This is a genomic window from Micromonospora sp. CNZ296, assembly GCF_007827635.1.
On sequence record NZ_VISW01000001.1, the window covers coordinates 192,618 to 214,466 of the forward strand.

16 protein-coding genes are annotated in these 21,849 nt (G+C 74.9%); 10 read left to right on the forward strand and 6 right to left on the reverse strand.

The window, feature by feature from the left end; translation table 11 throughout:
- Window positions 1–91: 91 nt before the first annotated feature.
- The 3 genes from FB455_RS00905 to FB455_RS00915 are packed head-to-tail and all read right to left on the reverse strand — an operon-like array spanning window position 92 to window position 1,856.
- A complete protein-coding gene (locus FB455_RS00905) occupies window positions 92–646 on the reverse strand; it encodes a GNAT family N-acetyltransferase (protein ID WP_145751802.1) in 555 nt (184 codons plus the stop codon).
- A complete protein-coding gene (locus FB455_RS00910) occupies window positions 643–1,371 on the reverse strand; it encodes a monooxygenase (protein WP_145751804.1) in 729 nt (242 codons plus the stop codon). The genes FB455_RS00905 and FB455_RS00910 overlap by 4 nt, the downstream gene beginning before the upstream one ends.
- Window positions 1,368–1,856 carry a YbaK/EbsC family protein gene (locus tag FB455_RS00915; protein ID WP_013287627.1) on the reverse strand — a complete coding sequence of 163 codons (489 nt, stop codon included), beginning with the start codon at window positions 1,854–1,856 and terminating at the stop codon, window positions 1,368–1,370. The genes FB455_RS00910 and FB455_RS00915 overlap by 4 nt, the downstream gene beginning before the upstream one ends.
- A 546-nt stretch (window positions 1,857–2,402) precedes the next feature.
- Between FB455_RS00915 and FB455_RS00920 the strand changes: the two genes are divergently transcribed.
- From FB455_RS00920 to FB455_RS00960, 9 genes are all read left to right on the forward strand, one after another.
- Window positions 2,403–2,906: an SAV_6107 family HEPN domain-containing protein gene (locus FB455_RS00920; RefSeq protein ID WP_013475768.1), complete on the forward strand. Its 504-nt coding sequence runs from the start codon at window positions 2,403–2,405 to the stop codon at window positions 2,904–2,906.
- A 140-nt stretch (window positions 2,907–3,046) separates the two neighbouring features.
- Entirely contained in the window at window positions 3,047–3,808 is a 762-nt protein-coding gene (locus tag FB455_RS00925) for a hypothetical protein (protein ID WP_013287625.1), read from the forward strand.
- The gene (locus FB455_RS00930) at window positions 3,805–5,478 is read left to right on the forward strand and encodes a Y-family DNA polymerase (RefSeq protein WP_145751806.1); all 1,674 of its coding nucleotides are present in this window, start codon (window positions 3,805–3,807) and stop codon (window positions 5,476–5,478) included. Before FB455_RS00925 ends, FB455_RS00930 begins: the two co-directional genes overlap by 4 nt.
- Window positions 5,479–5,496: 18 nt before the next feature.
- The gene (locus FB455_RS00935; RefSeq protein ID WP_013475771.1) at window positions 5,497–8,847 is read left to right on the forward strand and encodes an error-prone DNA polymerase; all 3,351 of its coding nucleotides are present in this window, start codon (window positions 5,497–5,499) and stop codon (window positions 8,845–8,847) included.
- Window positions 8,848–8,943: 96 nt separating this feature from the next.
- Window positions 8,944–9,123: a hypothetical protein gene (locus FB455_RS00940; RefSeq protein WP_145751808.1), complete on the forward strand. Its 180-nt coding sequence runs from the start codon at window positions 8,944–8,946 to the stop codon at window positions 9,121–9,123.
- A gap of 31 nt (window positions 9,124–9,154) precedes the next feature.
- On the forward strand, window positions 9,155–9,886 hold the full coding sequence (locus FB455_RS00945) for a methyltransferase domain-containing protein (protein WP_013475772.1): 732 nt from the start codon (window positions 9,155–9,157) through the stop codon (window positions 9,884–9,886).
- The gene (locus tag FB455_RS00950) at window positions 9,883–11,070 is read left to right on the forward strand and encodes an alkaline phosphatase family protein (protein ID WP_145751810.1); all 1,188 of its coding nucleotides are present in this window, start codon (window positions 9,883–9,885) and stop codon (window positions 11,068–11,070) included. Before FB455_RS00945 ends, FB455_RS00950 begins: the two co-directional genes overlap by 4 nt.
- A gap of 102 nt (window positions 11,071–11,172) precedes the next feature.
- Window positions 11,173–12,432 carry a DNA polymerase IV gene (locus FB455_RS00955; RefSeq protein WP_071098316.1) on the forward strand — a complete coding sequence of 420 codons (1,260 nt, stop codon included), beginning with the start codon at window positions 11,173–11,175 and terminating at the stop codon, window positions 12,430–12,432.
- Window positions 12,433–12,547: 115 nt separating this feature from the next.
- A complete protein-coding gene (locus tag FB455_RS00960; protein WP_013287618.1) occupies window positions 12,548–12,949 on the forward strand; it encodes a DUF3040 domain-containing protein in 402 nt (133 codons plus the stop codon).
- A gap of 769 nt (window positions 12,950–13,718) precedes the next feature.
- On the opposite strand, the gene FB455_RS00965 is transcribed toward FB455_RS00960, so the two are convergent.
- From FB455_RS00965 to FB455_RS00975, 3 genes are read right to left on the reverse strand one after another with little or no spacing between them, the layout of a single operon-like run.
- The gene (locus tag FB455_RS00965) at window positions 13,719–16,238 is read right to left on the reverse strand and encodes a transglutaminase TgpA family protein (RefSeq protein ID WP_145751812.1); all 2,520 of its coding nucleotides are present in this window, start codon (window positions 16,236–16,238) and stop codon (window positions 13,719–13,721) included.
- Between the two features lie 16 nt (window positions 16,239–16,254).
- Entirely contained in the window at window positions 16,255–17,553 is a 1,299-nt protein-coding gene (locus FB455_RS00970) for a DUF58 domain-containing protein (RefSeq protein WP_030271900.1), read from the reverse strand.
- Between the two features lies 1 nt (window position 17,554).
- Entirely contained in the window at window positions 17,555–18,610 is a 1,056-nt protein-coding gene (locus FB455_RS00975; protein ID WP_013287615.1) for an AAA family ATPase, read from the reverse strand.
- A gap of 397 nt (window positions 18,611–19,007) precedes the next feature.
- Here FB455_RS00975 and leuS point away from each other — a divergent pair, with 397 nt between their 5' ends.
- Window positions 19,008–21,848: a leucine--tRNA ligase gene (gene leuS / locus FB455_RS00980; protein WP_145751814.1), complete on the forward strand. Its 2,841-nt coding sequence runs from the start codon at window positions 19,008–19,010 to the stop codon at window positions 21,846–21,848.
- The last annotated feature ends 1 nt before the right edge of the window (window position 21,849 follow it).

The window sequence follows — 21,849 nt, forward strand, 5'->3', positions numbered from 1 at the left end:
GGGCTCGCAAACCCGGCTCACTCCTCGCGCTCACGGTGTCGCCCTTTCGTTCGCGACTGCGGGGCTCGCAAACCCGGCTCACTCCTCGCGCTCACGGGGCATCCGGTGGGGGCAGCGGCAGGTCCCGGCCGAGCACGCCGAACGGCCGCTCGTCGCCGGGGAAGTGGAAGTGGCGCAGGACGTCGACGAAGCCGAACCGGCGGTACAGCCGCCAGGCCCGGGACTTCTCCTCGTCGGCCTCCGGCGTGGACAGCAGCGTGGTGTCGCCCTCGGCCACGGCGAGCAGCGCGCGCAACTGGCGGGCGCCCAGGCCGTGCCCCTGCGCGGGCGGGCGGACGTGCAGCTCCACCACCTCGAACGGGTGGGCCAGCCAGCGCTGCCGGGCCTGCGCGTTCAGCGCCCGGTGCACCTGGTCGTGCCACCACTGCCCGGTGGCGCCCCGGTAGCCGTACCCGAAACCGGCCAGGTGTCCCTCGTTGGTCAGGCTGGCGACGGCGCGGAAGCCGGGCCGGCGGACGTGGGTGGCGATGTAGCCGCGGCGGGCCTCCAGCAGGTCGGGCCGGTAGCCCATCGCCTCGCCGTAGACGGCCACCACGTCGTCCAGCCGCCGGACCAGGTCTTCCGGTGTCCACCGCACCAGCCTCATGCGTGCCCTCTCGCCGTCTCCGGGGCGCCCTCGGCGGCCCAGCCCAGCACCGTACGGTCGCCGACCACGTCGCCCACCGCGAACCGCGCGAACAGTTCCTCCGCGTACCAGCCCTCGGTGGGGGTACGGGTGATCGCGGCGCGGTGCTCCGGGGAACGGTACGCGAACGCGACCAGGTCCGCCGGGTCGCGCCACACGCTCACAGTGCCCTGCCAGCCCAGCGGCGCCTCGCCGACGCCGAACCGGGCGAGCAGGCCGGATGCGGCGTGCAGGGCGCCGGCGACCGGCGGGATCGCCCGCCAGAACGTGGCCGCGCGGCGGGCCCGCAGCCGGGCCCGGGTCAGCGCCAGCACCGGCCCGGTGACCCGTCCGCCGGACGGCGTGCCGAACGGCTCGCGGCCGGACCACCGGCCGCGGCTGGTCAGCGGGCGCAGGTCCACCCGTACCGCGGCGCGGGCGATCCGGGCCCAGGAGCGGGCGACCGGGGAGGCGTCGAAGCCGGCCGCGTCGGCGGGGGAGTCCCAGACCACGAGTGCGGCCCACCGGGTCAGGTCGGCGTCGCCGGGGCCGAAGCCGGTGCCGGTCCCGGTGCCGAGCAGTTTGGCGAAGCGGACGCCCGGCAGCCGGCGCAGCCGTGCCGGGTGGGTGGCCATCCGGCCCAGCACACCGGGTACGGCCCGGCGGGGCACACGCCACACGTGCAGCGTGACGAGTCCGGGGTTCACGCCACCTCGGCCGGGGTGCCGGCGGTGATCCGCAGCAGTTCCGCGTACGTGGTGGGGAACACCGCCCGGGGTACGCCGCCTGCGGCCCACACCTCGTCGTACCCGGCCAGTGCGGTGTCCACGACGGTGCGCAGCGGAGCGGGGTGGCCGACCGGTGCGACGCCGCCGATCACCTGCCCGGTGTGCTGCTTGACGAACTCCGGGGTGGCCCGGCGCAGGTGGGTCACGCCCAGCGTGGCGGCCAGCCCGGCGGTGTCCACCCGGTGCGCGCCGGAGGTGAGCACCAGCAGCGGCGCGTCGTCCGCGTCGAAGATCAGCGAGTTGGCGATGGCGCCGACGGCGACACCGAGCGCCTCGGCCGCCGCGGCGGCGGTGTGCACCGCGTCGGGCAGCAGTCGGACGAGGCTGGCCTCGCCCGATCCGTTCCGCGCGCCCGCGTCGTCGAGCGCGCGCTGCACCGCCTGCACGTTCGGGTGTGGCTGCATGTACCCATTCTTCCCCCACCCCGGGACGGCCCCGCCCGGGGGCCGTCGCCCTCCCGTGCGTCCCCGGCGCGTCACACGTTGCGTTTTCGTCGGTGGGGAGGTGTACTGTCAGGGTAGTTAGAACGAGTGTTCGATTCCGGCTCGAAGTCAGGTTCGCTCGACGTTCGGTTCGACCCGAACGGCAAGCGGCTCAGCTCCCCGGCTGGCCCGGCCTGATCCGAGCCGGTCGCGCACTCGTCGAACGCTCCGGAAGCGGTGTTTCGCGGCACCGGCTTCCGGGAGGTGCGGCACCGCGGGCCGCACCGGGTCTCGGACAGTCGCGAGTCCGGGCCCGTCAGGCAGGTCGTCGCCCGCCGCCCACGACCCCCGGGCGGCGGGCGACGGACCCGCCGGCACGCCGGCCGGGTGTGGGTGTGGGGAAGCGTCCACATCCGGCCGGCCGCCACCTGAAAGGTGCGTCTTCCTCCGCACCGACCGCTCCGGGCGACCGGGCGACGTTCCCCGTCGCGCGACCGCCCGCCCCGGCCACACGCGGAGGAGAGACCCATGCCGACCAGTCCGGCCCAGGCGCCCACGGTGCCCGCGCACGTGCTGCCGCACCGCACCCCCGCCCAGTTGCTCGCGGTGGCCCGCGACGGGCTGGCCGAGGCCGCCCGCACCCGCCCCGACGGCCTCCGGTACGCCGCCGCCCACCTGGCGGCGCTGCGCGCCGCCGCCGCCGTGCTCGCCGCCCGGGCCCGTCCCGCGCCCACCCGCCGGCACCGGATCACCAGCGTCTGGGTGCTGCTCGCCACCGTCGCCCCCGAGCTGGACGAGTGGGCCGCCTACTTCGCCGCCGGCGCGAGCAAGCGGGCCGCCGCCGAGGCCGGCATCCCCCGCGTGGTCACCGCCCGGGAGGCCGACGACCTGCTGCGCGCCGCCGAGGAGTTCGTGACGGTGGTGGAGACCGCCCTCGGCCTGGCGCACCAGCCGGCACTCGACGGCCTGCCCCGCCCGCTGCGGCTCGGCGCCTCCGACTCACCGCCCCGCCCCGGAGCAGCCGCCGCCTGATTCGTGGCGCCCGGCCACCACCGGCGGGACCCCGGGTGGCCGGGCGCCGCACCCACGGCACACGCGTGCCGCGCACGACACGATCCACAGCACCATCCACGGGCGAGGCCCGTGGCGAAACACGACGGGGGGTTGGTCCGATGGCGGGCCGCATGGTGGTCGGTTCCGCCGCCCTGGCCGATCTGGTCCGTCCGGCGAGCGCGCCCGACCCGGCCGGCGGTCACCGGGTGCTGCCCGTCCGGGCCGAGCTGACCGGGCTGCTGCCCAACCGCGGTCTGCGGCGTGGCAGCACCGTGGCGGTCGGCGCCGGCCAGCCCCGGCGCAGCGGCGCCACCTCGCTGATCCTCGCGCTGCTCGCCGAGGCGTCCCGGGCCGGCTCGTGGTGCGCGGTGGTCGGCGTACCCACATTCGGGGCGGGCGCCGCGGCCGAGGCGGGCATCGCCCTGGACCGGCTGGCCCTGGTGCCCGACCCCGGCCCGGAGTGGCCCACGGTGGTCGCCGCGCTCATCGACGGGGTCGACGTGGTGGTCACCGCCGTGCCGGCCACCGTCTCCGCCTCGGTCGCCACCCGGCTGGCCGCCCGCGCCCGGCAGCGCGGAAGCGTGCTCGTCCCGTACGGACGGTGGGACGGCGCGGACGTCACACTCCAGGTGGTCCGGGGCGTCTGGCAGGGGCTCGGCGCCGGTCGCGGGCGGCTGCGCCGCCGCGAGGTGACCGTCTCGGCCCGGGGCCGGGGCGCCGCCGCCCGTCCCAAGGAGATCAAGGTGTGGCTGCCCGGCGACGAGCTGACCCGGGTGATCCCCCGCTCGGCCGGGCTCGGCGCCCCGTCCGCCGCGCCGTCGCGCCGGCTGCGCGTGGTCGCCCCACCCGCCCGTACGCTCGCCGCGGCCGGTCCGGCGTGAGCGGCGAACCGCAGCGGACGCTGCTGCTCTGGTGCCCGGACTGGCCGGTCCTCGCCGCCGAGATCGTCGACGGGGTGCCCGCCACCGACCCGGTCGTGGTGCTGCACGCCAACCGGGTGATCGCCTGCTCCGAGCGGGCTCGCGCCGAGGGGATCCGGCGCGGGCTGCGCCGCCGCGAGGCGCAGGGGCGCTGCCCGCACCTCACCGTGGTCGACCACGACCCCGGCCGGGACGTGCGGGCGTTCGAGCCGGTGGTGGCCGCCGTGGAGGAGGTGGTCGCCGGCGTCGAGGTGATCCGGCCCGGCGCCTGCGCCACGGCGGCCCGGGGGCCGAGCCGCTACCTCGGCGGCGAGGAGGCGGCGGCCGAGCGGATCGTGGAGCACGTCGCGCAGAGTTGCGCGGTGGAGAGCCAGGTCGGCATCGCCGACGGGGTGTTCGCGGCCGGGCTGGCCGCCCGGGAGGGCCGGATCGTGACCCCCGGCGGCACCCGCGAGTTCCTGGCCGCCCGGCCGGTCGAGGCGCTCGGCCGGCCCGCGCTGGCCGACCTGCTGCGCCGGCTCGGCGTCCGTACCCTCGGCGAGTTCGCGGCGCTGCCGGCCGGGGACGTGCTGGCCCGGTTCGGTTTCGACGGGGCGCTGGCGCACCGGCTCGCCGGTGGCCGGGACGACCGTCCGCTGGCGGTCCGGCAGCCGCCCGCCGACCTGACCGTCACCGCCGACTACGACGAGCCGGTCGACCGGGTCGACGCCGCCGCGTTCGCCGCCCGCATGCTCGCCGAGCGGCTGCACGAACGGCTGGCCGGGTACGGGCTGGCCTGCACCCGCCTCGGCATCGAGGCGGTCACCGCCCACGGCCAGGAGCTGCACCGGGTCTGGCGGCACGACGGCCTGCTCACCGCCGCGGCCATCGCCGACCGGGTCCGCTGGCAGCTCGACGGCTGGCTCTCCGGCAGCAACGGCCGGGGCGGGACGCGTCCGGCCCGGCCCACCGCCGGGATCGTCCGGTTGCGACTGGTGCCGGACGGGGTGCTCGCCCAGGCGGGGCTGCAACCCGGGCTGTGGGGGGAGACCGGTGAGGAGCGGGAGCGGGCGCACCGGGCGCTCAGCCGGGTGCAGGGCATCCTCGGCCCCGAGGCGGTGGTCACCGCCGTGCTCGGCGGCGGGCGGTCCCCGGCCGACCAGGTGCGCCTGGTCCCGTGGGGCGACGAGCGGGCGCCCGCACGTCCCGGCCCGCCACCCCTGCCGCCCGCCGGGGCCGCTCCGGGTGCCGTGTCCGCCCCTGTCGTCGTACCCGCCGGGGGTGGTGCGGGGCGACGGGCCGGGCGGGGCCGGGCGGTGGCCGAGCCGCCGTGGCCGGGGCGGATTCCGCCACCGTCGCCGGCCGTGGTGCTGCCCACCCCGTTGCCGGCCGACGTGCGTGACGCCGCCGGGGAGCCGGTCGTGGTGAGCGCCCGGCTGGCGGTCAGCGCGGCGCCGGCCCGGCTCACAGTCGGCGACGGCCGCCCGGCCGAGATCACCGGGTGGGCCGGCCCGTGGCCGGTGGACGAACGCTGGTGGGCGCCGGCCGAGGCGCGCCGCCGGGCCCGGTTCCAGGTGAGCCTGGCCGACGGCGCCGCCCTGCTGCTCGCGGTCGAGGGCGGGCAGTGGCTGGTGGAGGCGATCTATGACTGAGCGCCGGGGGAGCGCGGGGTGAGCTTCCACAACCCGAAGATGCCCTGGTCGAAGCTGGAGCAGGTGCTCTCCGGCCGGGCCGGGGGCGAGCGGCACCTGCACGTGGTCGACCCGCTCGCGGTCGACGCCGACGGCGGCGACTCACCGGCCTGGAGCCGCAAGCGCCAGGAGTACCGGCCGCCGGAGCTGGCCCGCCCGGACGGCGTGGTGCCCTACGCGGAGCTGCACGCGCACTCCAACTTCAGCTTCCTCGACGGGGCCAGCCACCCGGAGGAACTGGCCGAGGAGGCGGCCCGGCTCGGGCTCACCGCGCTCGCCGTCACCGACCACGACGGCTTCTACGGCGTGGTGCGCTTCGCCGAGGCGGCCCGCGCGCTGCGGCTGCCGACGATCTTCGGCGCGGAGCTGTCCCTCGGGCTGCCCGGCCCGCAGAACGGCGAACCCGACCCGCTCGGCCGGCACCTGCTGGTGCTCGCGCACGGCCACGAGGGGTACGCGCGCCTGGCCGCCACCATCTCCCGGGCCCAGCTGCGCGGCGGGGAGAAGGGCCGCCCGGTCTACGGCGAGCTGGAGGAACTCGCCGCCGAGCTGCGCGACCACGTGCTGGTGCTCACCGGCTGCCGCAAGGGGCACGTGCCCGCGGCGCTGCTCACCGAGGGCGTCGACGCGGCGGCCCGGGAACTGGACCGGCTCACCGCGCTGTTCGGCGCGGAGACGGTGGCGGTGGAGCTGACCGACCACGGCCATCCGGTCGACGCCGACCGCAACGACGCGCTCGCCGACCTGGCCGCCGCGGCCGGGCTGCCCACCGTCGCCACGAACAACGTGCACTACGCCACCCCGGGACGGCGTCGGCTGGCCACCACCGTGGCGGCGGTCCGGGCCCGGCGCAGCCTCGACGAGATCGACGGCTGGCTGCCCGCCGCGGCCACCGCCCACCTGCGCAGCGGCGCGGAGATGGCGGCGCGGTTCGCCGCGTACCCGGGCGCTGTGGCGCGGGCCGCCGAGTACGGCGCGGAACTCGCCTTCGACCTTCAGCTCGTGGCGCCGAGGCTGCCGGCGTACCCGGTGCCGCCCGGGCACACCGAGATGAGCTGGCTGCGCCGGCTGACCATGGACGGCGCCCGCGAGCGCTACGGCCCGCCCGAGGCGCATCCGGAGGCGTACGCGCAGCTCGAACACGAGCTGCGGATGATCGAAGACCTCGGTTTCCCCGGCTACTTCCTGGTGGTCTACGACATCGTCGCGTTCTGCCGCGCGCAGGACATCTACTGCCAGGGCCGGGGCTCGGCGGCCAACTCGGCGGTCTGCTACGCGCTGCGCATCACCAACGTGGACGCGGTCCGGCACCGGCTGCTGTTCGAACGGTTCCTCGCCCCGGAACGCGACGGCCCGCCCGACATCGACGTGGACATCGAGTCCGACCGCCGGGAGGAGGTGATCCAGCACGTCTACGCCCGCTACGGCCGGGAACACACCGCCCAGGTCGCCAACGTCATCTCGTACCGGCCCCGGTCGGCGGTGCGGGACGTGGCGAAGGCGTTCGGCTTCTCACCCGGCCAGCAGGACGCCTGGAGCAAGCAGATCGACAGGTGGGGTTCGGTCGCCGCGGTCGACGTGGCGGACATCCCGGAGCAGGTGGTCGCGTACGCCAACGAGCTGCAGACGTTCCCCCGGCACCTGGGCATCCACTCCGGCGGCATGGTGATCTGCGACCGGCCGGTGATCGAGGTGTGCCCGGTGGAGTGGGGCCGGATGCCCGGCCGCAGCGTGCTCCAGTGGGACAAGGACGACTGCGCCGCCGTGGGCCTGGTCAAGTTCGACCTGCTCGGTCTCGGCATGCTCTCGGCGCTGCACTACGGCTACGATCTGATCGGTTCCCGCCTCGACCTGGGCGACATGACGCTGGACGACCCCGAGGTCTACGACATGCTCTGCCGGGCCGACTCGGTGGGCGTGTTCCAGGTGGAGAGCCGCGCCCAGATGGCCACGCTGCCCCGGCTCAAGCCGCGCGAGTTCTACGACCTGGTGGTCGAGGTGGCGCTGATCCGGCCCGGCCCGATCCAGGGCGGCTCGGTGCACCCGTACATCAGGCGCAAGAACGGCCAGGAACCGGTCACGTACGCGCACCCGCTGATGCGCAACGCGCTGGAGAAGACGCTCGGCGTACCGCTGTTCCAGGAGCAGCTCATGCAGCTCGCCATCGACCTGGCCGGGTTCGACGCGGCCGGCGCCGACCAGTTGCGCCGGGCCATGGGGGCGAAGCGGTCGGTGGAGCGGATGGCGCAGATCGCCGACCGGCTCTACGCCGGGATGGCCGAGCGGGGCATCACCGGCGAACTGGCCGACGACGTCTACCGCAAGCTCACCGCGTTCGCCAGCTACGGCTTCCCGGAGAGCCACGCGATGAGCTTCGCCTACCTGGTGTATGCCAGCTCGTGGCTTAAGCGCTACCACCCCGGCCCGTTCCTGGCCGCGCTGCTGAACGCCCAGCCGATGGGCTTCTACTCGCCGCAGACGCTCGCCGACGACGCCCGCCGGCACGGCGTCGAGGTACGCCGGCCGGACATCAACGCCAGCGGCGCCAAGGCGGTGCTGGAGTCCACGCCGGAGACCCGGTGGGGCAGCGTGCCGGGCGAGCCGCCGCACGCCTGGGGACTGGGCGGCCCGGCGGTACGGCTCGGGCTGGGCAGCGTCCGTACCCTCGGCGAGGACGTGGCCGAGCGGATCGAGGCGGAACGCGCCGCGCACGGGCCGTACCGGGACATGCCGGACCTGGCCCGCCGCGTCGGTCTCACCGCCGCGCAGCTGGAGGCGCTGGCCACCGCCGACGCGTTCGCCTGTTTCGGGCTGACCCGGCGGCAGGCCCTCTGGGCCGCCGGCGCGGCGGCTCAGGACCGGCCCGGCCGGCTGCCCGGCACGGTGACCGGCGCGGACCCGCCCACCCTGCCCGGCATGGCCGCGGTGGACCGCCTGGTCGCCGACGTCTGGGCCACCGGCCTGTCCCCGGAGAGCCACCCGGCCCGGTTCATCCGGGACCGCCTCGACGAACTGGGCGCGGTGCCGATCGCCCGCCTCGGCCAGGTGCCACCCGGACAGCGGATCCGGGTCGGCGGGATCGTCACCCACCGGCAGCGCCCGGCGACCGCCGGCGGCGTCACGTTCCTCAACCTGGAGGACGAGACCGGGATGCTCAATGTCACTTGCTCCCCGGGGTTGTGGCAGAGATACCGTCGAGTCGCCCGCACCAGCGGAGCACTTGTGGTGCGGGGCCGGCTGCAGCGGCACGAGGGCGTCACGAACCTCACCGCGGACCGGCTGGACGCGATCGAGCCCCCCGTCACACCGGCATCCAGGGATTTCCGTTGATGGAGTGATCCACATTACGGTTTCTCCGAGCCGGAGGCGGGAGACTCCCGACGCGGGTGGGCAGAGTGGCCCACCCGGGGTATGGGGGATGAACCGATGACCTTTCACCGTACGAACGCCGGTGGCGTGGCGAACGCCCGACGGACCCGCCTCGGCGCCGACTGGGCGCCCACCCACGAGGCCGAGCCGCGGGAATACCAGGTGACCGACGGCCCGGTGGCCAACCACCAGCGTTGCCGCGCCGAGGACGACCCCGCCGGCGGCGGCGAGTCCTGAACCCGGGCCGGGGGGTGACTAGGCTCGGCGCGTGGAGCAGATCCGAACCCTCACCCCCCGCACCGCCGTCATCTGGTCGGTGCTCCGGGCCGAGCTGGACCGGCGGGCCGGCGAACGACTCTCCGTGCTCGACGTCGGCGGCGGGACCGGCGGCTTCGCCGTCCCGCTCGCCGAGGCCGGTCACCGTGTCACAGTGGTCGACGCCAGCCCCGACGCGCTCGCCGCGCTGACCCGCCGGGCCGCCGAGGCCGGGGTCGCCGATCGGGTACGCGCGACGCAGGGCGACGCCGACGCGCTCACCGGACTCGTCGAGCCGGCCACCGTGGACCTGGTGCTCTGCCACTCCGTCCTCGAGGTGGTCGACGACCCGGAACCGGTGATGTCCGCGCTGGTCACCGCGTTGCGCCCGGATGGCGCGGCGAGTGTGCTGGTCGCCGGCCGGGCCGCCGCCGTGTTCGGCCGGGCGATGAACGGGCAACTGGACGCCGCCGCCGCGCTCGCCGCCGACCCGCACGGCACCACCGGCGGACGGGACACGCTGCGCCGCCGCTACGACGCCGCCGACGCGAGCGCGCTGCTCACCGCCGCCGGCCTCGTCGTGGAGGAGATCCACGGGGTACGGGTGCTCGCCGACCTGCTCCCGGCCGCGGTGGCCGACGGCCAGCAGGCCGCACTGGTGGAGCTGGAGCGTGCCCTCGCCGCCCGGTCCCCGTACCGCGATCTCGCCGCCCAGTTGCACCTGTTCGCCCGCCGCCCGGCATGACCGGCCCGGCTCCCGATCCGACGCCCGGTCCGACGCCCGGCCCGCTCGACCGGGTGGCACCGCGCTACGACGGCGGCAGCATGATCGACGTGCTGCCCAGCGCGCTGGCGCTGCTCGGCGTACCGGGCGCGACCGACCGGCTCGGCCTGGCCCCGCGCCTGGCCGGGGTACGCCGGATCGCGGTGCTGCTCGTCGACGGCCTCGGCTGGTACCAGATCCCCACCGCCGCTCCGTACGCCCCGACGCTCGCCGGCCTGGCCGCCACCGTCGGCCGGCCGCTCACCACCGGCTTCCCGTCCACCACCCCGACCAGCCTGGTCAGCCTCGGCACCGGCACCCCGTCGGGCGCGCACGGCGTGCTCGGCTTCACGGTCCGGGTGCCCGGCACCGATCGGGTGCTCAACCACGTCGACTGGACCGGCGACCCGGACCCGGCGAGCTGGCAGCCGGTGCCCACCTGGTACCAGCGGGCGCGCGCCGCCGGGGTCGCGGTGACTGTGGTCAGCCGTCCCGAGTTCGCCGGCAGCGGCCTGACGCTCGCCGCCAACCGGGGCGGCGACTACCGGGGTGCGGCAGGCGTGGACGCGCTCGCCGCCCGGATGCTGGCGGCGCTGGCCGCCGGGGACGGTCCCGCACTGGTCTCCGGCTACCACCCCGACCTGGACCGGCACGGGCACCTCAGCGGCGTCGACTCCGCGCCCTGGCGGACCGCCGCCGCCGAGGTGGACGTACTGCTGGCCCGGCTCGTCGACGGGCTGCCGCCGGACGCCGCGCTGCTGGTCACCGCCGACCACGGCCAGCTCGACGTGCCCGCCGGGCACCGGATCGACCTGGACACCGACCCCCGGCTGCGCGCCGGGGTACGGGTGGTCGCCGGTGAGCCCCGGGTCCGCTACCTGCACGTCGAGCCGGGCGCCGAGGCCGACGTGGTGGCCGCCTGGGCCGAGGTGCTGGGCCCGGCCGCGCAGGTGCTGACCCGGGCCGAGGCGGTGGCGACCGGCTGGTTCGGGCCGGTGCCCGAGGCACACCTGACCCGGATCGGCGACGTGGTGGTGGTCTGCCGGGACACGTACGCGGTGGTCGCCACCCGCTCCGAACCGCCGATGGCGTCGCGGCTGGTGGCGTATCACGGCGCGGACACCGCCGCCGAGATGACGGTCCCGCTGCTGGTGGTCCGGGGCTGATCCCGGTTCGTCCCTGCTGGTGGCCGCGGGTCCGGGTCGGCCCCGCCTCGTGCGGGGTCGGCGGGCGGTGGGGTTGTCGGACCGGCGGGCTAGCCTGCTGGCATGGGCCGCAGCCAGTCGTTGCCCCGAGGCGGTGACCCCCGCTTCGGGCCGGACGCCGACGACACCGGCTGCACCATCCTGCACGTCGACATGGACGCGTTCTACGCCTCCGTGGAGGTGCGCCGCCGTCCCGAGTTGCGCGGCCGGCCGGTGGTGGTGGGTGGCGTCGGCCCGCGCGGCGTGGTCAGCTCCGCCAGCTACGAGGCCCGGCGGTACGGCGTCCGCAGCGCGATGCCCACCGCCCGCGCCCGGGCGCTCTGCCCCGGCGCGGTCTACCTCCCGCCCGACTTCACCGCCTACACCGAGGCGTCCCGGGCGGTCATGCGGATCTTCCGGGACGTCACGCCGCTGGTCGAGCCGCTGTCTCTGGACGAGGCGTTCCTCGACGTGGCGGGCGCCCGACGGCTGTTCGGCCGGCCCGCCGACATCGCCGCGCTGATCCGCCGCCGGGTCGCCGAGGAACAGCGGCTGACCTGTTCGGTGGGCGTGGGGCCGAGCAAGTTCGTGGCGAAGCTCGGCTCCACCCGGGCCAAGCCCGACGGCCTGCTCGTGGTCCCGGCCGCCCGGGTGCTGGAGTTCCTGCACCCGCTGCCGGTGTCCGCGCTGTGGGGCGTGGGGGAGCGGTCCGCGGACGCGCTGCGCCGCCTCGGTCTGCGCACCGTGCGCGACCTCGCCGAGGCACCGGCCGGCCTGCTGCGCCGGGCGGTGGGCGAGGCGTCCGCCGCCCACCTGCACGAGCTGGCCTGGGGGCGTGACTCGCGCGGAGTCACGCCCGAGCAGGTGGAGAAGTCGATCGGCGCGGAGGTCACGTTCGACACCGACGTGAGCGACCCGGACGAGATCCGGCGGTCCCTGCTCGCGCTCGCCGACAAGGCCGGCGCTCGGCTGCGGGCGGCCGGGCAGGTGGGCCGTACCGTGTCGCTCAAGGTCCGTTTCGCCGACTTCCGGACGATCAGCCGCTCCCGCACGCTCGCCGTGCCCACCGACACCGCCCGGGAGATGTTCGACACGGCCTGGGCGCTGTGGGGCGCGCTGGCCCCCGGCGAGCCGGTTCGGCTGGTCGGGGTCCGGATGGAAGGTCTCGCCCCCGCAGGGGAGACCCCGCAGCAGCTCACCCTGGGTGCGCCCGAGCGAGGCTGGCGCGAGGCGGAGGCGGCGGCCGATGCGGCGGCTGCCCGATTCGGGCGGTCCGTCATAGGTCCGGCCAGTCTTCTCGGCCGTCGTGATACACGACAAGTCGAAAAACCGACCCGGCCGTAGGTCGTCCCGCTTTCCGACGCGCGGGGGCCCTCGTAGACTTGCGGGTAAGCAGCCGGTTGGCTGCCACGGTCTGTCGGCCCGCCCGGGCCGACCAACGTGACCGGGGAGGAGTGCCGTGCCGCTCTCGGAGCACGAGCAGCGGCTGTTCGAGCAGATCGAGCGGTCGCTTGCCGAGGACCCCAAGTTCGCCTCGGCCGTGCGCGCCAGCGACCCGCGTTTCCACGCGCGGCGTCGCGTGCTCGTCGCTGCCGGCGTGGTCGTCGCTGGTCTGGCCCTGTTGATCTACGGTGCCGTGATCAAGATTCCCGCGGTGGCCGTGGCGGGTTTCGTCGTCATGCTGGGCTCGTTGGGCTACGCGGTGCAGTCGCACCGCCGATCCCAGTCGCCCGACCTGCACGTGGTCGGCGGCACAACGAGCCGGCGTCGTCCCCGTGGCCGCAGTGGTGGTGGTCGCCGGGGCTCCTTCCTCGACCGGATGGAGGACCGCTGGCGGCAGCGCCCGGAGGGCCACCGCTGACCGCGTCCCGCCCCTGACCCGGGGCGGGGAACCGGCGGCGCCTCCGTAACAGGCCGGCAAGCGCCGCCGGGGTGACCTGCTGCCGGTCGCCGTGGCAACGCGGGCGAGAGCCCGCGCTCAGCCATGCCCGTAATCGGTCCCACCGTCCCGCCACTCGCCGTCCGGACCGCCGCTCGGCGCGCCCCCGGCGGTCCGCCTCCTCTGCACACCGCCGGCGCCTCCGTCAGCACATGGTGCCCGGATCGCCCCGCACGTGAGCGTGTGCACCGCGCCCGGGTCGCCCCGCCACGTCAGCATGTGCACCGCGCCCGGGTCGCGCCGCACGTGAGCGTGTGCACCGCGCCGGGTCGCCCCGCACGTGAGCATGTGCACCGCGCCCGGGTCGCGGCGGGGCAGCTCACCCCCTGTGCCCAAGCCTCCCCGCCTCAGCGCACGGCGAGCACCTCCCCGCCGCTCACCAGCAGGCGCACACCCGCCCTCACCCGCGATCTTGCACTTTCGGCCAGAGCGGTGCCCGGGATGTCCCGTTCACCTGGGCACAAACTGCAAGATCGCCGAGGCGGGGCGGGTGCCCAGCTCGCCTGATCAGCCATGCTCGCTCGGCAGGCGGGATGCGCTTCCCGTATCCCGGGAGCCGCCGTAGATCTTGGAAGGAAAGCGCCCCTATGGGGGCCATTTCGTACCAAGATCTCGTGCGCACCCGGCCCAGAAGCGGTGATCAAGGAGTTTGTGTCTTCAGCAGGGCTGGATTTGGACACAAACTCCTTGATCACCGCCGCGGGGGTGGGCGGGGCGGGACGGGGCGGGACGGGGAGGGCAGGGAGGGGCGGGCGGGGCGGTGGGCCAGGAGGCGGCGCGGGCTCCAGCGCGACATGCGCTGCCGGACCTGGCCGCTCGTGGTGACCACCCTCGCCGACCGCTCGGCCAGGCCGGTACGCCAACGCTGCAGCACCGACGGGGGCAGCAGCGCGGCCAGCAGCCGGGTACGGCGGTCCGCGCCCGCCGCCAGCGCGCCCCGGACCGTACGCAGCGCCGGCTGCAACTCCGTGTCGGTCAGCGGGTCACGGGCGTAACGGGCTCGTTCCTCGGCGCGGCCGAGCAGGCGTACCCCCGTTGCGGCGTCCCCCCTCTCGGCGAGCGCCTCCCGGGCCAGCCGCTCGGCGGTGGCCCGTGGGGTCTCTGTGCGGTCCACCCGGACGTGGAAGTCGACGAGCGTGTCGAGCAGCTCGTCCCAGGCGGCGTGCGCGTCGGCGCGGGCCGCCTCGGCGTCCACACCGACGACGACCTGCCGTGTTTCGCCGCGCTGGCCCGGCACCGGCAGCGCGGTGGCCGCGGGCGTGACCGCCCGGACGCGCCGGCGGCGGCGCAGGGCGGAGCGGCGCAGGGCCGGTACGGCGAGCAGCGCCAGCAGCGCCAGCGCGCCGGCCAGCCACCACGGCCAGACCGGGCTCTCCTCGGCCGGGCCGCCCTGGTTCAGCGTCAGGCCCTGGTCGGTGTCCTTGTCGAGCCGGTCCGCCTCGTTCGGCCCGGCCGACGGGCCGGCCGCGTCGGGAGCGCTGGTGCTGCCGGTCGAGGGGGTGACCTCCTCGGGGGCGTCGATGTCCGGCGCCCAGGCCGAGCGGACCGAGCCCGTCACGGCCGCCGCCGGGGTGGCGTCGAACGGCACCCAGCCGATCCCGCTGAAGTTGACCTCGGTCCAGGCGTGCAGGTTGCGGTTGGTCAGCACGTACGTGCCGCTGTCGGCCTTGCTGCCGTTGGTGAACCCGACGGCGACCCGGGCCGGGATGCCGGCGGCCCGGACCAGCCAGGCCATCGCCGCGGCGTACTGCTGGCAGTAGCCGACCTTGGTGGCGAGGAAGTCGGTGATGTCCTCGCCGCTGCTGCCGTTGCGGGTGGACAGCGCGTAGGTGAAGCCGTTCTCCACGGAGAAGTAGTCGTAGATCGCCCGGACCTTGTCGTAGTCGTTCGACTTGCCCTTGACCAGCTGCGCGACCAGTTCCTCGACGGCCGGGACGGACGGCCGCTCGGTCTGCTGCCGCATCACCGGGCTGTCCGAGGGCAGCGACGGGGCCGCGCGCAGCGCCGCCGGGCTGAATGTGGACCGTACGTAGTCGAACGAGTAGCTCTTGCCGCGGGCGTTGTCCCGGTTGGAGAAGACGACCTGCTGGTTCGGGTCGTACAGCCAGTTGCCGTTGAGGTCGTCGGTCTTGACCGGCTCGGCGTAGACCGGCATCAACGGCATGTTCAGGTTCTTCGTCACCTCGACCGTGGCGCGGTAGCGCTGCTGGTCGACGCCGCGCGGGGCGCGTTCCCCGGGGTCGGGCAGCGGGCGGGTGATCGGCCGCCCGGTCGGCACGCGTGCCTGGAAGCCACTGGGGCGCAGGTCGTCGACGACACCCAGGCGCAGGTAGAACGGCGTCGTCTCGTTGGTGCTGACCTTGACCAGATCGAGTTCCTCGCTCTGGTTGAGCTGGCCGCTGAGCGCCGCGAACAGGTCGACCCGGCCGGAGCTGCCGCCCTGGCCCGGCCGCCCGCTGCCGTCGCCGGGCCCGGCGCCGACGTTGTTCAGCAGCCCGCCGGTCATCCCGGGCACTGCGAGCGGCAGCGCCACCGCCACGATCACGCCGACCACTGCGAGCCGCCGTCCGGCCGCGGCCAGCGGGGACGCCTCCCAGACGTCCACGTCGCGGCCCTCGCCGGTGAACCGGCGGCCGAACCGGCGTACCCGGTCGACGTTGTCGGTGACCAGCAGCCAGAGGTAACCGGCGGCGCCCACCACGAACGGGGTGGCCGGGACGCTGTCCACGTAGACCGCGACCGGCACCGAGTAGATGGCGAGCATCGGCAGGCCGGCCAGCGCCGGACGGCGCAACCCGACCGCGAGCACGTCCACCACCACAGCGACCGCGCCGATGCCGAGCACCGCGAGGAACAGCAGCGAGTCGACGTCCGGCACCTTCACGCCGTACGAGCGCATGTCCTGCAACGACGTCTGGAGCAGGTCGCCGAAGTGGGCGAACGTGGCCGGGGTCGGTACGAACGCGAGCAGTTCGGTGCCGCCGGGGAAGACCCACGTCAGGCCCAGGGTGAGCCCGGCCAGCATGGCCAGCACCTGCCCCCACAGCGGCATCCGGCCCAGCCGGCTCAACGCGGCCGAGCCGGCCACCACGGCGACCACGACGGCGGCCTGGATCAGCCAGGTCCAGCGTTCGAAGATCGCCGACAGCGGGGCCGCCGCCAGCAGCGTCGCCGCCGCGGCGACGAACCCGATGTTGCGGTGCGGGGTCACAGGACCATCCCTCCGGTCATCGTCGTCCGCCGGCCACCGTCTCGGCCATGGCCGCCCGCAGCGCGAAGCCCTGCGAGCCCCGCCCGGCCTGCGGCCACAGCATCGGCAGGCGGGTGCCGTGCTCCACCCCGATGACCCGCCAGCCGCTCTGCAGCAGCGCGAGCGCGGCGGCGCCGTGCGCCCGCTCCGCCTCGGTCCGGGCGTTCGGGGGCAGGTTGAGCCAGGTGTTGCTGTCGAGCAGGAACGCCACGCAGGTGGCCCCGTTGCCGCGCAGCCCGGCCAGCAGTTCCGCCTCGGCGGTGCCGAGCGTGCCGAGCAGCGCGATGATCAGACCGCCGTCGGCCCGCTGCCGGACCTGCTGCACCAGCGTGGTGATCTCGCCGCGCCGGTCCAGGTGCACGTCGGCGAGGTGGTCGAGCAGCAGTCCCTCGCCGCCTGCCTCGGCGGCACCGACGTCGGCGCCGTTGCCGGTGACCAGCCGGAGCTTGTAGCCGGCCTCGCGCAGGTGCACGGCGATGCTGGCGGCGGCCGAGACCGCCCACTCGAAGCTGGCCGTCGGGCCCTCGCCCCGGTGCCCGGCGGCGCGGGTGTCCAGCACCACCGTCGCCCGGCTCTCCCACGGCTGCTCCTCGCGGCGCACCATCAGCTCACCGGTGCGGGCGGTGGACTTCCAGTGCACCCGGCGCAGGTCGTCGCCCATCCGGTACTCCCGGGTGGCGGCGTCGTCCTCGCCGTGCACCGCCACCGAGCGGGCCCGGCTGTCGCCGCTGCCGGCGTACTCACCGGGCAGCCGGACCGACGGCAGCGGGGTGACCTGCGGGATCACCGTGAGGTGGTCCGTGCTGGGGAACGACCGGGTCAGCTCGCACAGGCCGAACGGGTCGGTCAGCCGGATCACCAGCGGCCCCACCTCGTAGCGGCCGCGCACGTCCGCGCGGACCGTGTACGCCACCGAGCTGGCCTGGTGCGCGCCGAGCCGCTCCAGCACCACCCGGGGCCGGCTGCCCAGCGCGTACGGCAGGCGGTCCTCCAGCAGCAGCGTGCCGGTGGGCAGCCGGGACAGGTTCTGCAGCCGCAGCACCACCCGGGAGCTGGCGCCGACCGGCACCCGGTGCGGCTCCAGCGACCTGTTGCAGGCCAGCTTGTACCGGCTGCGCCCGACGTATGCGGCGGCCAGCAGCGGCAGCACGGCGAGCAGGACCGCCACCCGGAGCAGGTCCTTCTCGCCGAGGATGCCGGCGGAGATCGCGGCGGCCACCGCGGCCGCCAGGAAGGATCGGCCGCGGGTGGTCAGCCCACGCAGGCCGTCGCGCACGTCACGGCCTCCGCGGCTCGTACGGCCCGCGGCCGTTGTTGCCGCCGCCGGGGCGGGTGTCGTACGGCGACCGCTGCCGGTCGTGCGGCAGCGGCAGGCGGTGCACCAGCTCGGAGACGATCGCGTCGGTGGTGCGCCGGGCCAGCTGCGCGTCGGCGGTCGGGATGATCCGGTGCGCCAGCACCGGCACCGCGAGGACCTGGAGGTCGTCCGGCAGGACGTAGTCGCGGCCCTCCAGGGCGGCCACCGCGCGGGCGGTGCGCAGCAACTGGAGCGTGGCCCGGGGGGACGCGCCGAGGCGCAGGTCGGGCGCCTCCCGGGTGGCGGTGACCAGGTCGATCGCGTACTGCTTGACGGCGTCGGCGACGTGCACCTGCCGGACGTGGCCGATCAGCCGGCGGACGGTGGCCGCGTCGGAGACCGGCCGCAGCCCCGGCAGCGGGTCGGTGGCGCCGTGCCCGTCGAGCATGGCCAGCTCGGCGCGCGGGTCCGGGTAGCCCATGGCGATGCGGGCGGTGAACCGGTCGCGCTGCGCCTCGGGCAGCGGGTAGGTGCCCTCCATCTCGATCGGGTTCTGCGTCGCGATCACCATGAACGGCGTCTGCAACTGGTAGGTGACCCCGTCGACCGTGACCTGCCGCTCCTCCATGCACTCCAGCAGCGCCGACTGGGTCTTCGGCGAGGCCCGGTTGATCTCGTCGCCGACCACCAGGTTGGCGAAGACCGCGCCGGGGCGGAACTCGAAGTCGTGCGTCTCCTGGTTGTAGACGCTGACGCCGGTGACGTCGCTGGGAAGCAGGTCGGGGGTGAACTGGATCCGCCGGACCGAGCAGTCGATGGACCGGGCCATCGCCTTGGCGAGCTTGGTCTTGCCGACGCCGGGCACGTCCTCGATGAGCAGGTGACCCTCGGCCAGCAGCACCGCCAGGGCGAGCCGGACGGTGGCGGTCTTGCCCTCGATGACCTGCTCGATGTTGGCCACGATGGCCTCGCTGGCGGCGCGGAACTCGTCGTGCGGCAGCAGACCGCCCACCTCGTCCCAGGTCTGTTGTGTCACGGGCCTCCTCCTCGTCGCCTGGACGGCAGCTCTTTATAGAGCACCTGGACCCGCCGTTGGGTTCGCGACGCCGAGCCTCGTCTGCCGCAGAAATCTCATTGGTATCTCAGGCTAACCATGTTTGTCGTTACTGCCGACTCCCGCAGGTGGTCGGTCGGTTACGCCCGGAATATTCGCCGGACCGGGGGACCGGCCGCCGCGGGTGGAACGGGCGCGCCGTCGCCGAGGGGTGCGAGGTACACTGCCTGCATGGCCGGGTTCTTCCTGCTTCTTACCGAGCCGTGTTGATGCGCTGAACGCGCGACAGCACGGCCGCCCCTCCTGCGCGAGGGGCTTTTTTGTGCCCGCAGCAGACCGCCCACAATTTTTTCGAATCGATCCGCGCCGAGGAGACGCCATGAGTGAGGCAGCCGCACCGGCGACCGACATCCCCCCGTTCCGGTACACCGCCGCCCTGGCCGACGAGATCGAGCACCGCTGGCAGGACACCTGGGAGCGGGAGGGCACCTTCCATGCGCCGAACCCGGTCGGTCCGCTGGCCGACCCGGGCCACCCGCGGGCGGGCGCCGAGAAGCTGTACGTGCTGGACATGTTCCCGTACCCGTCCGGCGCCGGCCTGCACGTCGGGCACCCGCTGGGCTACATCGGCACCGACTGCTACGCCCGCTACCAGCGGATGGCCGGGCGCAACGTGCTGCACGCGATGGGCTTCGACGCGTTCGGCCTGCCCGCCGAGCAGTACGCGGTGCAGACCGGCACCCACCCCCGGACCACCACCGAGGCCAACATCGAGCGGTACCGGGAGCAGCTGCGCCGGCTGGGGCTGGGCCACGACGAGCGGCGGTCGGTGGCGACCATCGACACCGACTTCTACCGCTGGACGCAGTGGATCTTCCTGCAGGTCTTCAACTCCTGGTACGACGCCGAGGCGAAGAAGGCCCGGCCGATCGCCGAGCTGATCGCCGAGTTCGAGGGCGGCAACCGTGCCACCCCCGACGGGCGTCCGTGGGCCGAGCTGTCTGTGGGGGAGCGGCGGCGCGTCGTCGACGACCACCGGCTGGCGTACGTCTCGGAGGCGCCGGTCAACTGGTGCCCGGGGCTGGGCACCGTGCTGGCCAACGAGGAGGTCACCGCCGACGGCCGCTCCGAGCGCGGCAACTTCCCGGTCTTCAAGCGCAACCTGAAGCAGTGGATGATGCGGATCACCGCGTACGGGGACCGGCTGCTGGAGGATCTGGACACACTGGACTGGCCGGAGCCGATCAAGCTGCAGCAGCGCAACTGGATCGGCCGGTCGACCGGCGCGCACATCGACTTCCCGACCGCCGCCGCCCCGGTGCGGGTGTTCACCACCCGGCCGGACACCGTCTTCGGTGCCACCTACATGGTGCTGGCGCCCGAGCACGAGCTGGTCGACGTGCTGACGCCGGCCACCTGGCCGGAGGGGACGAAGGACGCCTGGACCGGCGGCCACGCCGGCCCGCGTGAGGCCGTCGAGGCGTACCGGAAGGCCGCCGCGGCCAAGACGGACGTGGAGCGGCAGGCGGACAGCAAGGAGAAGACCGGCGTCTTCGTCGGCGCCTACGCCACCAACCCGGTGACCGGCGGGCAGATCCCGATCTTCATCGCCGACTACGTGCTGGCCGGGTACGGCACCGGCGCGATCATGGCGGTGCCCGCCCAGGACGAGCGGGACTGGGACTTCGCCGAGGTCTTCGAGCTGCCGATCGTGCGGACCGTGCAGCCGCCGGAGGGCTTCGACGGCAAGGCGTACACCGGTGACGGCCCGGCGATCAACAGCGCCGCGCCGGAGCGCGGCATCGACCTGGACGGCCTGGGCGTCACCGACGCCAAGGCGCGGATCATCGAGTGGCTGGAGGCGAACGGGCACGGCGCCGGCGCGGTCACCTGGCGGCTGCGCGACTGGCTGTTCTCCCGGCAGCGCTACTGGGGCGAGCCGTTCCCGATCGTGTACGACGAGTCCGGTGCGCCGATCGCGCTGCCCGAGTCGATGCTGCCGGTCGAGCTGCCCGAGGTGGAGGACTTCTCGCCGAAGACGTTCGACGCCGACGACGCCGACAGCAACCCGGAGACCCCGCTGTCGCGGCGGCGCGACTGGGTGGAGGTGGAGCTGGACCTGGGTGACGGGCCCAAGCGCTACACCCGCGAGACCAACGTGATGCCGCAGTGGGCCGGTTCCTGCTGGTACGAGCTGCGCTACCTGGACCCGACCGACCCGCAGCGTTTCGCCGACCCGGAGAACGAGGCGTACTGGATGGGCCCGCGCCGCGACGGTGACTGCGGTGGCACGGACCTGTACGTCGGCGGTGCCGAGCACGCGGTGCTGCACCTGCTGTACGCGCGCTTCTGGCACAAGGTGCTGTACGACCTGGGCCACGTCTCGTCGTTCGAGCCGTTCCGCCGCCTGTTCAACCAGGGCATGATCCAGGCGTACGCGTTCGTCGACCCGCGCGGCGCCTACGTACCCGCCGAGGAGGTCGTCGAGGTCGACGGCCGCTGGTTCCACGGCGAGACCGAGGTCCGGCGCGAGTACGGAAAGATGGGCAAGTCGCTGAAGAACGTGGTCACCCCGGACGACATGTGCGCGGCGTACGGCGCCGACACGTTCCGGGTGTACGAGATGTCGATGGGCCCGCTGGAGGTGTCCCGCCCGTGGGAGACCCGGGCGGTGGTCGGCTCGTACCGGTTCCTGCAGCGGGTCTGGCGCACCGTCGTCGACGAGCAGACCGGTGAGCTGCGGGTCACCGACGAGCCGGCCGACGAGGCGACCCGGCGGCTGCTGCACAAGGCGATCGACGGGGTCCGCGCCGACATGGACGGGATCCGGTTCAACACCGCCATCGCCAAGCTGATCGAGCTGACCAACGGCCTGACCCGGCTGGCGCGTACGCCGCGCGAGGTGGCCGAGCCGCTGGTGCTGATGGTCGCCCCGTTCGCCCCGCACATGGCCGAGGAGCTGTGGCGCAAGCTGGGCCACGACACGTCGCTGGCGTACGCGGACTTCCCGGTCGCCGACCCGGCCCTGCTGGTGGCCGAGTCGGTCACCTACCCGGTGCAGGTGAACGGCAAGGTCCGGGGCCGGGTAGAGGTGCCCGCCGACGCGTCCGAGGACGTCGTCCGCGCGGCGGCGCTGGAGGCGGTCGCCGGCACGCTGGGCGGCAAGGAGCCGCGCAAGGTGATCGTGGTGAAGGGCCGGATGGTCTCGGTCGTCGCCTGAC

Coding starts and splice junctions, on each gene's coding strand:
- FB455_RS00905 (WP_145751802.1), bottom strand. CDS start 646: ATGAGGCTGGTGCGGTGGACACCGGAAGACCTGGTCCGGCGGCTGGAC.
- FB455_RS00915 (WP_013287627.1), bottom strand. CDS start 1,856: ATGCAGCCACACCCGAACGTGCAGGCGGTGCAGCGCGCGCTCGACGAC.
- FB455_RS00920 (WP_013475768.1), top strand. CDS start 2,403: ATGCCGACCAGTCCGGCCCAGGCGCCCACGGTGCCCGCGCACGTGCTG.
- FB455_RS00925 (WP_013287625.1), top strand. CDS start 3,047: ATGGCGGGCCGCATGGTGGTCGGTTCCGCCGCCCTGGCCGATCTGGTC.
- FB455_RS00940 (WP_145751808.1), top strand. CDS start 8,944: ATGACCTTTCACCGTACGAACGCCGGTGGCGTGGCGAACGCCCGACGG.
- FB455_RS00950 (WP_145751810.1), top strand. CDS start 9,883: ATGACCGGCCCGGCTCCCGATCCGACGCCCGGTCCGACGCCCGGCCCG.
- FB455_RS00955 (WP_071098316.1), top strand. CDS start 11,173: ATGGGCCGCAGCCAGTCGTTGCCCCGAGGCGGTGACCCCCGCTTCGGG.
- leuS (WP_145751814.1), top strand. CDS start 19,008: ATGAGTGAGGCAGCCGCACCGGCGACCGACATCCCCCCGTTCCGGTAC.